General features: G+C 53.1%; 17 protein-coding genes. 1 reads left to right on the top strand and 16 read right to left on the bottom strand.

From position 1 onward, the window contains the following. Positions 1-55: 55 nt before the first annotated feature. From ACJ8HN_RS03435 to ACJ8HN_RS03360, 16 genes are all read right to left on the bottom strand, one after another. Positions 56-730, bottom strand: a complete 675-nt coding sequence (locus tag ACJ8HN_RS03435; protein WP_442523080.1) for a DUF6246 family protein — start codon at positions 728-730, stop codon at positions 56-58. 38 nt (positions 731-768) lie between these two features. After that, positions 769-1,278, bottom strand: coding sequence for a KilA-N domain-containing protein (locus tag ACJ8HN_RS03430; protein ID WP_107227252.1), 510 nt, complete (start codon positions 1,276-1,278; stop codon positions 769-771). A gap of 208 nt (positions 1,279-1,486) precedes the next feature. Continuing rightward, positions 1,487-2,245: an Ig-like domain-containing protein gene (locus ACJ8HN_RS03425; RefSeq protein WP_442523079.1), complete on the bottom strand. Its 759-nt coding sequence runs from the start codon at positions 2,243-2,245 to the stop codon at positions 1,487-1,489. A gap of 24 nt (positions 2,246-2,269) precedes the next feature. Beyond that, complete coding sequence (locus tag ACJ8HN_RS03420) at positions 2,270-2,653, bottom strand: phage tail termination protein (protein WP_060421828.1); 384 nt, start codon at positions 2,651-2,653, stop codon at positions 2,270-2,272. Then, positions 2,650-3,018 carry an HK97 gp10 family phage protein gene (locus tag ACJ8HN_RS03415; RefSeq protein WP_442523078.1) on the bottom strand — a complete coding sequence of 123 codons (369 nt, stop codon included), beginning with the start codon at positions 3,016-3,018 and terminating at the stop codon, positions 2,650-2,652. The genes ACJ8HN_RS03420 and ACJ8HN_RS03415 overlap by 4 nt, the downstream gene beginning before the upstream one ends. Position 3,019: 1 nt before the next feature. Continuing rightward, a complete protein-coding gene (locus ACJ8HN_RS03410; protein WP_043147357.1) occupies positions 3,020-3,367 on the bottom strand; it encodes a hypothetical protein in 348 nt (115 codons plus the stop codon). 91 nt (positions 3,368-3,458) lie between these two features. Next, complete coding sequence (locus tag ACJ8HN_RS03405) at positions 3,459-3,839, bottom strand: DUF7370 family protein (RefSeq protein ID WP_442523077.1); 381 nt, start codon at positions 3,837-3,839, stop codon at positions 3,459-3,461. Between the two features lie 2 nt (positions 3,840-3,841). After that, positions 3,842-4,129: a hypothetical protein gene (locus tag ACJ8HN_RS03400; protein ID WP_442523076.1), complete on the bottom strand. Its 288-nt coding sequence runs from the start codon at positions 4,127-4,129 to the stop codon at positions 3,842-3,844. A 39-nt stretch (positions 4,130-4,168) separates the two neighbouring features. Next, positions 4,169-5,200, bottom strand: a complete 1,032-nt coding sequence (locus ACJ8HN_RS03395; protein ID WP_442523075.1) for a major capsid protein — start codon at positions 5,198-5,200, stop codon at positions 4,169-4,171. A 12-nt stretch (positions 5,201-5,212) separates the two neighbouring features. Next, entirely contained in the window at positions 5,213-5,647 is a 435-nt protein-coding gene (locus ACJ8HN_RS03390; protein ID WP_442523074.1) for a hypothetical protein, read from the bottom strand. Then, entirely contained in the window at positions 5,647-7,041 is a 1,395-nt protein-coding gene (locus ACJ8HN_RS03385) for a DUF2213 domain-containing protein (RefSeq protein WP_442523073.1), read from the bottom strand. Before ACJ8HN_RS03385 ends, ACJ8HN_RS03390 begins: the two co-directional genes overlap by 1 nt. Before the next feature lie 17 nt (positions 7,042-7,058). Beyond that, complete coding sequence (locus ACJ8HN_RS03380; RefSeq protein ID WP_442523072.1) at positions 7,059-7,955, bottom strand: phage minor head protein; 897 nt, start codon at positions 7,953-7,955, stop codon at positions 7,059-7,061. Positions 7,956-7,986: 31 nt separating this feature from the next. Next, positions 7,987-9,438, bottom strand: coding sequence for an anti-CBASS protein Acb1 family protein (locus tag ACJ8HN_RS03375; RefSeq protein ID WP_442523071.1), 1,452 nt, complete (start codon positions 9,436-9,438; stop codon positions 7,987-7,989). An 11-nt stretch (positions 9,439-9,449) separates the two neighbouring features. Then, complete coding sequence (locus ACJ8HN_RS03370) at positions 9,450-11,018, bottom strand: terminase (RefSeq protein ID WP_442523070.1); 1,569 nt, start codon at positions 11,016-11,018, stop codon at positions 9,450-9,452. Next, positions 11,015-11,503 (bottom strand): DUF2280 domain-containing protein, encoded by a 489-nt coding sequence (locus ACJ8HN_RS03365; protein WP_442523069.1) that lies wholly within the window; start codon positions 11,501-11,503, stop codon positions 11,015-11,017. The genes ACJ8HN_RS03370 and ACJ8HN_RS03365 overlap by 4 nt, the downstream gene beginning before the upstream one ends. Before the next feature lie 32 nt (positions 11,504-11,535). Next, complete coding sequence (locus tag ACJ8HN_RS03360) at positions 11,536-12,186, bottom strand: putative metallopeptidase (RefSeq protein ID WP_442523068.1); 651 nt, start codon at positions 12,184-12,186, stop codon at positions 11,536-11,538. Positions 12,187-12,321: 135 nt separating this feature from the next. On the opposite strand from ACJ8HN_RS03360, the gene ACJ8HN_RS03355 reads away from it, so the two are divergent. Further along, positions 12,322-12,555, top strand: a complete 234-nt coding sequence (locus tag ACJ8HN_RS03355) for a hypothetical protein (protein WP_154640409.1) — start codon at positions 12,322-12,324, stop codon at positions 12,553-12,555. Positions 12,556-12,677: the final 122 nt, after the last annotated feature.

The raw sequence follows: 12,677 nt of genomic DNA, 5'->3' as shown, positions 1-12,677 counted from the left end.
AGACAAGTAACAAGTTGTTGCATGGTAGCAGAGGGAAAGAGCAACTCAATGCAAATCACGCGGTTTTTGCCAGCCTGCGAGCCTTCTTCTTCATGTACTCATCCGCGACAGCATCGTACTCTTCAGCGGTGAACCCTTTCTGATCTGGGTATTTATCGTTAATCAGCAGCTGAAATTCCGTCATGGTCAGTTGCTCGGCCTCAGCACGCGGCATGCTGAAGTGATTACGAGCAGCGCTGATGTACTCGAATGCGCTGAACTCACTGACGAAGCTGTTTGTATCATGCCGCTGGAGACGGCGAACCTTGGCTTTTCCGATGATGCCGTGAGTGATCAGCGACTGCCCGAGGATGATAATGTCGCTTGCCGGCAAACTGCCACGACGGAACACGAACGCCCTTATCCCTCGTTTACTTGGCCGCAGCTCACCCACCAGCGCGCTGATATCGTCATCACAGCAGGCCTGCATTACGATCATGCCGGCAAAGATAGCTGAGCTGCTAAACGATGGTGAGTTGATATAGGCAAGCAGCCACCCAGGAATCTCGCCATACGCTGCCACAGCAGCAGAAAGCAATCTCGGCGCCTCACTGGTATGGAGTTCAGCAAAGCGCTCTACAATCTCCGCTGGAGAGCCTATACGCGACATGTTTCCGAATGATGGTCTGAAGAAGTAGTCGCGGCTGACGTCTGATATGAGCATCTCGCCGATTTCAGTTAATGGAGTCATGTAAACCTCAAAACGATGGCATCCCTGCCAATCTTCAGTCAAAAGCCAGGAAGGTACATCTGCACTTCATCAGCAACACGTTCTCGGGCAGTGTGAAGAAGGCGTTTTCGACCGCCAACACCCCACTTCGCCATTTGGCTGGCGCACTGGCTGATCGCTTTGGTTTCGGTATTGATAATATGGTCGATTTTATTTAGGCGTGACATGGCATCAAAGCCACGACGCACCAGCATCTGGAACGTTTCATACACCTTGATCTCAAACAATGGATTTAGCCATGCAGCATAGCGAATAGCGATTAACTCCAGCCCCCACGACCCCTGCTGCGATCCGCCCTTGATAGTTAGTACCGATGCGATTTTCTTCGCATCGCTTAAAGCTTGAACAAATCGCTGCACTTGCTTGGTTTTAAGAAACTCACCTGGACGCTGGGATTCTGTAGCCTTACCCTCCGCTACGGCAGCTGCGTGAAGATCATTGAGGCTATAGCGCCCTTCCTCATCGACTCGTACCGATACACCATTTACAGATACCGTTGGATAGTTCATTCGGATTACCTTTTAGTGATGAACCTTGTCGCACAGGAAGCGGCCCCAAGAAGGCTCCGACAGCCAGCCGGTTCCTCAAGGGTCATCCTGAAAGGTTCTTGGTTTGATTACTGCGCGTGCGGTGCGCGATGAATTTCAGGTACAAAAAAGCCCCGCATGAGCAGGGCTAGTCTTGGTCAGATCTGCGGTCGGTTTCCCGACCATTTGGTTACGCGGTGACGTTGGCTGCGAATACAGCTGTAAAATTCCCGTCGTTGGTTTTTACAGTGATGTTTGCTGTGCCTGCTGTGGCGCCAGAAGGTGCTGATACGGTGACAACCAAACCGTTAGCCGTTGCAGTTGCCCGCGCCGGTACAGATGAAACCAGAGTGAATGTTTTATCTGTCGCGTTAGCTGGAGCAAACACCACGTTAAATGTGGTTGTCGCGCCGGCTGCTACCGTGCCACTGGTTGGGGTCAGGGTGATCCCAGTGACTGGAATATCAACCGGGGTGTCGATCACCTGGATGGTATCGGAGTCAGCCACTTTGAACTCGGTCGACAGCGTAACGATGTCGTTAGTGCCGCCGTCAGAATTCAGCGCGGTGATAACCATGTAACCGATGAAGGTGATCGGGCCATACTCTTCACGCACCCACAAAGTGGGCTGGCGACCAGCCTGAGTTTCGTCGTTGTAATACTTAACGAACTTCGCTACGCCGAACTGATCCAGCTTATCGCGCTTACGCACTTCGCCTTCAAAGCTCAGAGTAAAGTCTGAGTTAGTGACCAGGTTTTCAACATAGCCCTTGGTGTCATCCGCATCCGAAGTTACGGTATTCGGGCTGAAGTCGAAACCTTTGGAAGTACCGGCGATCAGCGACTGCCATTCGCTTTCTGCTGGCACTGTATCAGGGCAGCCCAAAGCCACCTCAAGCACAATGCCACGACCGAACAACTTGCTGTTGTCAGTTGAGCAACCTTGCATATTGCTTACCTCTTTGATTATTGATTACTCGCCGTACAGGCAAGCGAATTGCAGGCGATAGACTAATCGCCCTTCAGTTGTGGAAACTGGGGATGGGATGCCGCCGACGTTCTCAATATGACCGATGCAGTCATTTGGCATGGGGTTGTTCTGGATGTGGCTGATAATCGCCTGAACTGCGTTGTCGACCGCCTCATCCTCTCCTATAGCGCCAATGACGTCGACCAGCACCAGATATTCGCTGGCTAGATCGTTGCGAACTGGGCTACCACCGTTTGGCCGGAAGACGATGAATTTAACTTCGCCCTTTCCGGTATCCCTCCAGCGCAGCATCTGTGTAGTGAAGCCGGCGGTCAGTCCAGCATCAACAAAGTAATCGCGAACGCGGCGATGCATGGCTGGCGTCATAGCTGCATCTCCTTCTTGATCGCTCTGTCAATCTGCGCCTTGGTATCCTCAAACCCTTTGGTAAGAAACTCTTTTTGAGCGGTGGCGCGCCGGAATTTCTGGGGGATATTCGGGTCATGCACGTAGACAGCGTAATTGACCGAATAGCCAACGCGCCCCGTAATCCGGGAGCCATTCACCGAAATATCGCGGTACTGGCTATTGAGCAGCGTCGATGTGTCGATAGGGGTGTATAAAGCAGCCTGGGAACCACCTATAAGCAGCGCCGACTGCATAGCCCTGACAACCCTCCTTCCCTTGATATCCCCGATTAACTTATCAAGATTGGCCTGCGCCTCCCGGACACCTTTAACCTTCACCCCCATATCAAACCCCTGTGATAATCGCGTAGTCATCGGCGATGCGGTCGAATGTATCGGCGTACCGGATGATATGGCGAACCTCATCAGCACCATCAACCTTTTTCGGGTCTGGTTCAGATGAAGCACCGATCAGGATGTAGTCACCCTGGCGTGCATCCGCATACTCTGTCCAGTGCGTGTTTTTTACGACAAACTCAAGCCCGATATCGCCAAGCCGTGCAGTCGCATCACCACCGTAATCACACATGATCTGGATAGGCTCAGCGAAGGAAGATTTTCCGTAATCGTCCATGCCCAGCTTTTTCCAGACCGTAGCGACCGCCGTATAGCTCCAGTTAGCCGCAGCGCTCATGAGAGATAATCCTCATACTGGTCAGGACAGCCGGGGCAGTTGGGGCATTTTTCGCAATCAGGTTTCTCGTCTTCGTCTTTTGTCTCCGACATTAACAACCTCCAGCAACCATGAAAAAACCTACACTTGCACCAGCGCTAATCGGCAAGCTAGCGGTACATCCCGCGATGTCCAGATCAGAAAGTGACTGCCGCAGCCAAACAATACTGTCCTCGCCATAATCGAACGAGCGCGACGCACCTGACGGCGCTCCCTGCGATTTTATTCTTCTGGCTCCAGAGGATGTTGCCATGAGCGCGGCAGCGTACATCAGGATGAGCTTTGCAGTGCATTCGTCATACCCCGCGACATCGAGGCACGGGATTATCTTGTTCACCACGCAGAGAATCGGATCGAGCAGCGCGCCGGGAATGGCATAACCCAACTCACCGAGGAACGCCTGCACGTCTGCCGCTGTGATTGGGTCAGCCATGATTATTTTGCCTTCTTCTGCAAATCAGCCAGTTGCTTCTGAGCCTCATCGAGGTCAGCCTGCAGCTTGGTATTGGCTTCAGCCAGTGACGTTACCTTGCTGTTGGCCTCATCGAGGTCAGCCTGCAGCTTTTGCAGGTCGGCAGGGGTCGCCACCTCCAGAACCTGCTCACCAACCAGAATGGCTTTACCTGCAAGCCAGAGCGGAAGAATTTCGCCTTTGTAGGTGTCACCCTTTTTCAGTTCGTGACTGTCATGGGTAAGCAGCCATTGTTGTTCTTTACCAGCCATTTGGCCTCCGTAAAAAATATGGGGCCGAAGCCCCATTGATTATGCTTTGGTAAGCTGGACGTAGCCTGCCTGGCCGTTTGCATCATGTTTGAACTGCGGTGCCGCGGCAGCCAGCACCGTGAAAACGTAATCGTCTTCTGGGTTCTGGCGCGCTTTAGGTCGCATGGTCATTGGCATGCCATTGAGGATCTGGACAACATCAGTACGTTTAACGATACCGAGCATTTCGTTAGCCGGAACTTTAGAAGCAGGAACCAACTTCGCTACGCCCGGAATCTCCATGATGCGGGTGAAGATAGTTTTGGGATAATTGGCGGCATAGTCAGTGACTGTCGTGTAGAACCAGTCTTTGTAGTTCAGGTAAATAGTGACTGGCGCATAGAAATTATTGCCCTGCAGCAGGCCAATAAGCTCTTTAATTGCTTCCACCCACTGAGCACCTGACGCGCCATTCAAATCTAATGCAGTTGTGCCAGTGGCACGGTTTGGAGCAGTACGCAGGCCGTAAATGCGCGCGCCACCAACGTTGATGTTGGCATCACCGTTCAACGCCATATCTTCCAGTTTCTCAGCGACTTTGCGCTGATGGTTTGGAATGGCGTCACTGTCCAGCGAATAGCCCTCAGTCTGCGCCGCCAGCATCTGGCGCCAGCCGAATGACAGTTCACTGTCGATGATCGGCAATGGCGTACCTTCGTAATCCATGACCGGCTGATCAGTCTTGGCTTTGCCGCGACCATCAAGGCTGATGTTCACGTCACCGGAGTCGGACAGTGTCATGAAGTAATGGACGATTTTACCCAGCGCCATCGGGCGGGAGACGCTAGAAGCCAGGTCGTTAAACACCGCCAGCACATCACGTTGTACGGTGATAGCCGAACGGTCCCATTCGCCCCAGACGTCTTTCGGCAGCACCGATGCGTTACCAATAAGTTCATCGAAGGCGATGAACTGTCCATTTGCGTCGTTGACCGCAAAGCCATGCTGTGTAGCCATGTTGCGCTGCATCATGTCCCAGCGGCGGCGAGCGTTAAGGATCAACGCCTGCTGTTGTTTGGTGAACTTTAACATTCGTATTTTTCCTTATGCCTTGGCGTACGGAGTGGAGAGGATCACCACGTCGGCAAAACCTTCCGCCGCCAGAGTGCGCCCTGCTTTTTCGTCGAACGTTGCGACGACCTGATTACCAGTTGCGGCCGCTTTGAACACGCCGCTGGCACCAACAGTAAGTTCCTGACCTACGGTGTATGCAGCTGCAGCCAGGCGAACGTTATATTCCTGTTCGCCTTCTACGCGGTAAGCCACGCCAGTTTCGTTCGCTGCGTATGCAGTGGTGATTGCCTGACCGATGAAGCGACGATTGCCGAGGATCAGCCAACGGCCAGTAGTGTCGGTTGCCACTGCCAATTTTCCGGAAGAGATTTTTACGGCAACCCCCGGATTAAGCGCGGCTGCAACAGGAAGGTTGATGGTTTCCGGTTCGCGTTCGACCGGCCCGCGATAGATGACGTTAGCCATTATTTTTCCTCCTGATCGATGCCAGCGTTGAGGTCGTAGTCTTTCCACTGGTCATTTTCAGTATTGACCTGCTGGAAGGATGGATTCAGACCTGCGCTGGTCTGGCACTGCGCATACATGTCGTTCAGTGCTTCGCCGGCCAGCGAGTTGAGCGCAGCTTCTGTCATGAACGGGAATTTTGCTTTAACCGCATCACGCTTGGTTTTGAGGTCTTTCTCAGCGTTGGCCTGCAGTTGAGTTTTCAGCGTTCCGATATCATCAGTGAGCGGCTTGATAGCCAGGTTAACGGCAGCAGTAATTGCCTCAGAGTTGATCTGAGCACCCGGCAGGTCACCTCCCCCGGCTTTCTTCTGCACTTGCTGGTTGTAGGCATCCCAGACCTGATCGTCGGTCAGCCCCTCGGTTTTTACGCCAGCAGCATTGAGCGCGGCGATCATCTTTTCTTTCATCGGGTTTGTTTCTCCGTTGGTTTTGACTTCGTACTCAGTGGGTTTGCGCACGACTTCGACAGGGTCTCCGACGAGCGTCACGACCTTGTCAGTGATGAGATACTTCTGATCGAAGAGTTTCGGCTTAGTGTTATCGCCATCTTCTTCGTAAACGAAATGGTCAGGCCAGACGCTGACGACATAGCGCCACTTTTTGTCGTCCTGCTTGATAGACATCCGCAGCGCTTGGTAGATATCGTCGAATGACATTTCGGAAGCGTTGCTGAAGAAGAATTTGGCTTTATTCCAGAGGCCATCTTTCATGCTGTTCGCGGCTTCGACAAGACTGGCGGTTTCTACCTCTCCCTCCTGCCCGTCGGCGTTCACGAACATTCCTATTCCCTCTGCTGGAGTACCGGCACCCGGTTCATCCAGCAGGATGGCGATGTGGTCGAACTTCATATTGCGGGCGATCCACGAATGTTTCTTGCCCTTCGACTCACCAGACTTCTTCTCTTTGTTGGTGAGCAATCCGGTAGAGAGGTGGATGGGGTCGACGTTAGTCCCGGAGATCATCTCGTCGAGACGGTTAATCAGGCGCTTACCGTCCGGCTTTGTCTCGGCGACTTCCTTATTGATGTAAACGTCCATGACGACCTGATCGCCTGACTTGCTGACGTTCTGCGCCCATGCTCCTACGTGATACGTATTAATGGCTTGTGGGTCATTGGCGCTGACATACTTACCGCCAACCATCGGATGAGGAAGCGGCATCAGCTTGCCTTCCATCGTCTGGTAGCTGTTGTTAATCTCCTCCGCCGGATACAGGCCTCCATTCATTACGATGTCGTCGACGATCGGAACCGCACCACGAATGACGTAGTGTTCCTGGTCGTTGATAGTTGTCGTGGAGATATTGGAGGCGTTGATGGCGAGGGATTTAACGTGGATGCTGGATAGCTTCACGCTGTGTCCTCAGTTGTTCAGGCCGCTTTCGGCCACTGTTCACGTTCTTTCGCCAGCTTCTCAGCCAGCCCTTTGTTGAATATGCTGCCGTCGTCGTTGATCAGAACTGGAATCTGGCCGCAGTAGCAGTGGTATTTGTTGCCGTCGCGAGAGTAGAAACTCCTAACCCATTCAGTCGTTTTGACCTTTCCATGCTCGGCGGCATGCCACCACCTGGTCGTCGGTTTGAGCGCTGACAGCCACAGCAGACCTGTTTTCAGCCCCAGCCTTTCAGCAGCCCAGTCCGTTTCGTTCCATTGCGCCTGCCGCAGCGCGCCGACCTGCTCTGTCTGAGCGATGTTCTTTGCGCGGCTCATTGAGACATTGAGACGCTTGCTTATCACCTGAGCCGTTTCGCGCGGATTCACACCGCGTCCAACGGCATCCGCGATGATGTTCGCCAGGTCACCGCGCGCCCGATCACTCTCCAGCTTCCAGTCGCTGTAGGTACTGATATACGCGGCAGCTATTTGGTTCTGGTATGCCGGACTGCTCAGTAACTGCGAGAGAGTCGTTTGGCTAGCGTACACCTGCGACTGCTGAGACAGGTTATTGAACGCTTCCAGCGTGCCGCGCTGCGCCTCTTTGGTGACATAGTCCATAGCCCAGAGGCTTTGCTCGCCGCCTTCCAGCAGGTGATCGTCCAGAATGGTTTGAACGATGTTCAGCAGGTCCGCCAACTCCTGCGGCGTCATGTCGTAGATAAACCGGCCAGCATTCACCTGGTAAAGCGTCGGATCTTCGCCGTTAACGTGGCACAGGAAGTGCCAATTGTGGCTGTTAACCTCACGCTCTCGACCGGTAAGTCGCTGGTCGAACACGACCTTCAGTGCAACCTTTATCGCGTAGTACCGGTCATCAATGTCGCGCTCCATCCTACTGACGGCCTTGCGCGACATCGTGGGGTCAACTTTCGACCTCGGTATCACCGGGCTTTTTGGTTTCTGGTTCTGGGTCGGCCAGAGGATCAGGTTTTGGCTTGTTGCCATCTGGAGGCACCTCGTCATCAAGCTCAGGCAATGGCTGGAACTCGCCCGCCGAGCGGATTTCGTTCTCAGTGATAGCAGAACGGCCAAAGGCATTGGTCGACTTCACAGCAACATCCGCGAGCTTGTCCATATTGGCAATCTTCTCTGCCTGGCTCGGCGCTAGCAGATCTGACCATCCAACGGAGATTTCCTCGCCTTTTGCAGGAGGTACAATGCCGAGTTTCCAGAAGCGCGAAACCACATCGGTGATCACATCGGTAAGAAACCCCTTGCGGCGACTCATCCTCGTTCGCCCCCAGCCTTTCGCATCCTCGGTACTGGCGCGCTCCCCAGTCTGCATACCAACCAACTCTTTTACCGGGATAGGGACAGTAGCGCAGAACTCACTCAGTGCGGTACGCCATGTCGGCTCAGGGTCGGATGCAGTAACGCTCAGCACCTCAGCGGTACCAGCCTGCATGAAACTGGCGCTGTCAGTGCTATCGTTCAGGCGGCGAACCTGCTGATCCAATGCTTCGGCAAGTTGACCTTCAGGAACGCCGAGCGCTTTCGCCAGAGCTGAGAAGTTTGTTTTCTCGCTGAACGAATAGTTGAGTTGTCGGCTGGCGTTCTTCAGGAATCCCTCCGATGCCCCGCCGCTCACCTTCTCGATGTCCAGAAGCTTATTGAATCCGGCCTCAAGCAGTGACTTCCCAGACGTCATTACGCCATCATCAGAGCCTTCAGCCAGGATGATTACCCGATCCGGGTGCACATTGATGATTCGACCAGGTCGAGCGTCGAAGTTTCCATCGACAGGCAATTCGGTGAACGAGTACATCGTCACTTCCCCGAACGACTCGCTATTCGGGTCGTCGTCCCATGCGGTCGGGTCGATCTGGGCTTCCCATACAGGAATAAGCTTAACGAGCGCCTTTTCCTCCAGGAGGCCAACCGCTTTCGCGTCCACAGCCTCATTCCATGCCTTGTTGTCCTTAATCTGAATCAGGATTGCAGAGTACCGACCAACAAGGTTGCGGCGATCGGCTCCTTTAATCTGTTCCCAGCAGCGCTTAAGCAGCTTGTTAACGCGCTTATCCCACGGAGTCTGCTTCGATGCATCCTTCGTCTGATCGCCCTCGTAAACCTCCGGGAAGTCCTCCCAGCATCCGTCGACCATTCTGGTTACGGCAGCGCCAGCCACCGCGTTACGCCGATATGCCCGATAGAAGTCATCGAACGTCAGGTGCTGCGGATAGCCGAACTCCTGGTAGAGTCGCTGCCGCTTCGTGTTGCTTGTTCCGTTGAAGAGCATCGACAGGTTTTTATTGCGCTCCCGTTCGATGCCGGAGTTACTGGCGCGCTGTTGTTTCATTTCGCTTTCGGTCACGATGTCCTCCGTCAGCGCGAACGCACCAACATGCCGGTTATTTTTTGTGGTGAATGGAGTACGCGGTAACGCGTGCCATCCCAGTCATGGTCTTCCTGCTGGGTGTCTACGTCGTCAGGGTTTTTATCGTCGCGAACAAGTACCGGGATGCGGCTTATCCAGCCTCTGCAGTAGTCGAAAACGTAGAAGGCCGGCTTCTCAGGCATTCCTGATTCCAGCCTCTTACCTTCGATTACCGCTTCCAGCATGTCAGCGAAGATCGATGCGCCATTGATACGAGAACCTGGTTTTTTGTCGGCTGCCAGCCATTTCACGCCCTGATTCTCCATCTTCTGGGCGATTGATAGCTCGTTATCCCCAGTGTTGAAAATCGCACTGTCAGCCGGGCCAGGGATAACCTCGCTGCATATACCTGGCATGATGTGCAACTGACCCTGCGTGATGCCGTCGAGCTGAATTTCTTCTGGCTCGTCGACCTCTTCACCAACCATGCGCTTATCAATCCACGCCACGCCTTTTGCGACGTTCGTCGAAGACATATTCAGGCCTTTGTTTAGCTCGTCAGGCGGACAGCCATACCATTCACCAATCAGGATTAGTGAACCGGCAGGCGGGCAGAACTGACTACCATCAGGCAAATCAGCCGCGGTGCCGTCAGCCTGAGCCCACCAGAGATTAGAGAACGGTTTCGACTCGCCCCAGTCGTGGGAACGGTCAACGGTCCAGCTATCTGGTATGTGGAACGGCTTAATAACGTGCAGCGATTCATTCCACAGATGATCGAAGCGTCCGCCACTTGTGACGTCCCATGAGCCTTCAACCCACGCTTTACGCCGGTTAGGGTCTTTGATAGCCATCAGCGTTGCGATGTACTGCGGATCAAGATATGGGTTCTCTTTGAATGAGCCGTGGATTGCGACGCGGGTTAGCGTCACATCTTCTTCTTTCTCCGTCTGTGGGTTAAATACCCGCTGAGTTTCGCGAATGATGGTCCCGCGCGGAGCTGGCTCTATGAAGCGCTTCTTCACCCATGTGTGGCCGATACCAAAGGGGTTAGTCGTGCTGAACGTTTCAAGAGGTATTGGCCTAAGCAGTGATCCGTTAGCGAGCGGGTAGTTCTCAGGCCTGAACGATGAGCGCCGGCAGGAGAACATCATTTCGTAGAACTCGGCGGATTGCTGCTTTGTCAGCTCGTTGAAGCCGATAAAGGGGAATTCCTGCCCGTGGTAGTCCCAGTAGTCGCTCTCTTCTTTACCGAACCGGAAGAGAAGCTCTTCTCCAGTAGGCCATACCCAGCGCAATTCCGAGGCTGAAGCGAGATATCGTGCTCCGTCATTGAACAAGCGATACATACGCTTCGACTGCGTGATGATATCGGTGAGGTTCTTATACTCGGTATCGAAAATCACGCCCCGCCAGAACGATCCATAGCCGAGTCCAACCAAGCGGCGAAATCTGGCCAGCTGCGCCGCTGTTTTTCCGGGGCCGCGAGTTCCCTCGTAGAGAATCTCGTTACATGGGCAGCTTAAGGACAGAGATTGCGATCCGGGGAGAGGCTTCCATACAGCCTTGTAATTCATCCACCAAGAACCTCATTTTGTTGTTTCTGCGCAGCGGCTTCCCATTCTTCAACGTTGTCACAGGAAGGTACAGGCATAACGTTGTGAGTGGCTATAACGTTTTGTTCAACCTTCTGTTTGTTGGTATAAACGTCACCAACCTCTTTTGCAGCCTGTTCGAGAAGCTGGGCTGTCATGCCGAGGTTTTTCATGTTTTCAGCAGTGACTGACATTCGCTGCAGTACACGTAGCCGATAAGCTTTATTGGCGATAGGAATTTCTGCAATTTCTGTCTGAAAACGCTCGCGGGTTTCGTTGAACATCTCGACCCATTTTTTCGCCAGACCTTTGCCGTTCGCTTTGGTTGGGTCATGGGATTCAACCTGCTGACGAGGAATGGTGATACCGAATTCTTTTTTGACAGCCTCAGCCACCTGAGAAGGAGTATCAAAGCACGCAAGCGAATGAACAATGAAGGCTTTAACTTCACCTTTTAAAGTCGCCATAGCTTACCTGCCCGTCATAATCAGTCATAAAATCAAGCCAGCCTCAACATGCAGTTACCGCACGCCCTGGCAATGTTTAGTTGTGCCACCTCCGCAGGCCTGTTAGCCGCATCAACCAGTTCCTGAACTTCCACGCTGGCGCCATACCGGCGAACCACACCAACAAACTCCTCAACGTCGTGGCCGCGCAGCTTCAGCACTGGCTGACCTTCCTTGTTGAATTTTGGTGCGCCGAAATCGTCTGTCGCCTGCGCGATGTGGTACAGCTCATGCTCCACCAGGGCGCAGAACTCAGCATCAGAGCACTGTGAGCAGTAGTCGGCAGCAAGCGTGATGATGAATTTCGGCACCTCGCCAAACCACTCACACATCTGCTGTTCCATTCTGGCCTTCTGCCAGCCGCCAGCACGCATCGCTACCTCTTCAGCCTGGCCGAGCACATGGCGCCCTTTCTTCTCAAACGCGGACGATGCCCACATAAAGCGCAGATCCGCGTCTGCAAGGTGTCCATGGTCTGGGTTAAACAGATTGCCTGTATCGTCGATGATTTGGCGCTGCATCCACTCCTGCACCTCGTTCGCAGGAACTAGGCCGATGTAAGGCGTCAGCTGATGGTCTTCGATAAACCTTAACGGTGGGTAGGGCCGCAACTCTTGGCTCCCGTCCCGTGCTGTTTTATCCATTACTCACCCACCTAAAAACCAACTAGTTGCCATCTAAATTCTCAAGATGTAACTATTCATGATAATATTGTAATGCTTCTATCCGACATACAACCGCCAAACGCAATAATTAATTAGCATTGGAAATAATTGGCAATGAATAATGATTTTGAAGATGACCACGAGAGCTATCAGCACACAAAAGGCTTCACACGCCTTGGCATAGCTTTCAGTGTGATATTCATCTTGGGGCTGCTGTTTTTACTTTCATCATGCATGATCGATGAAAAACCAATCCCATGGCTGATAGCGTCTGCTCTAGCGCTAATGGCAGCACTTTCATATCTATCGGGAAAAATTATTGATGGCGTTTTTTGTTCTCAAGACTGAATTTTAAAACTCGCAGCATTAGCCACACCTCTCGGAGTTGCCTCGCCACTTCCGTCTTTCCGGCTGTCAAGACGTGATCACCTCCTGCTAGGTAACACAGTCTTATTCCTTGTCGGGGGAAT

Origin of the sequence: Serratia sp. CY29653, from assembly GCF_052169255.1 — a bacterium.
GTDB lineage: Bacteria > Pseudomonadota > Gammaproteobacteria > Enterobacterales > Enterobacteriaceae > Serratia > Serratia sarumanii.
The sequence above is the reverse complement of the archived record's forward strand: the minus strand, read 5'-3'. Positions and strand labels throughout refer to the sequence as shown.

Coding starts and splice junctions, on each gene's coding strand:
- ACJ8HN_RS03425 (WP_442523079.1), bottom strand. CDS start 2,245: ATGCAAGGTTGCTCAACTGACAACAGCAAGTTGTTCGGTCGTGGCATT.
- ACJ8HN_RS03370 (WP_442523070.1), bottom strand. CDS start 11,018: ATGAATTACAAGGCTGTATGGAAGCCTCTCCCCGGATCGCAATCTCTG.
- ACJ8HN_RS03400 (WP_442523076.1), bottom strand. CDS start 4,129: ATGGCTGGTAAAGAACAACAATGGCTGCTTACCCATGACAGTCACGAA.
- ACJ8HN_RS03355 (WP_154640409.1), top strand. CDS start 12,322: ATGAATAATGATTTTGAAGATGACCACGAGAGCTATCAGCACACAAAA.
- ACJ8HN_RS03395 (WP_442523075.1), bottom strand. CDS start 5,200: ATGTTAAAGTTCACCAAACAACAGCAGGCGTTGATCCTTAACGCTCGC.
- ACJ8HN_RS03420 (WP_060421828.1), bottom strand. CDS start 2,653: ATGACGCCAGCCATGCATCGCCGCGTTCGCGATTACTTTGTTGATGCT.
- ACJ8HN_RS03390 (WP_442523074.1), bottom strand. CDS start 5,647: ATGGCTAACGTCATCTATCGCGGGCCGGTCGAACGCGAACCGGAAACC.
- ACJ8HN_RS03410 (WP_043147357.1), bottom strand. CDS start 3,367: ATGAGCGCTGCGGCTAACTGGAGCTATACGGCGGTCGCTACGGTCTGG.
- ACJ8HN_RS03365 (WP_442523069.1), bottom strand. CDS start 11,503: ATGGCGACTTTAAAAGGTGAAGTTAAAGCCTTCATTGTTCATTCGCTT.
- ACJ8HN_RS03405 (WP_442523077.1), bottom strand. CDS start 3,839: ATGGCTGACCCAATCACAGCGGCAGACGTGCAGGCGTTCCTCGGTGAG.
- ACJ8HN_RS03380 (WP_442523072.1), bottom strand. CDS start 7,955: ATGGAGCGCGACATTGATGACCGGTACTACGCGATAAAGGTTGCACTG.
- ACJ8HN_RS03415 (WP_442523078.1), bottom strand. CDS start 3,018: ATGGGGGTGAAGGTTAAAGGTGTCCGGGAGGCGCAGGCCAATCTTGAT.
- ACJ8HN_RS03430 (WP_107227252.1), bottom strand. CDS start 1,278: ATGAACTATCCAACGGTATCTGTAAATGGTGTATCGGTACGAGTCGAT.
- ACJ8HN_RS03360 (WP_442523068.1), bottom strand. CDS start 12,186: ATGGATAAAACAGCACGGGACGGGAGCCAAGAGTTGCGGCCCTACCCA.
- ACJ8HN_RS03435 (WP_442523080.1), bottom strand. CDS start 730: ATGACTCCATTAACTGAAATCGGCGAGATGCTCATATCAGACGTCAGC.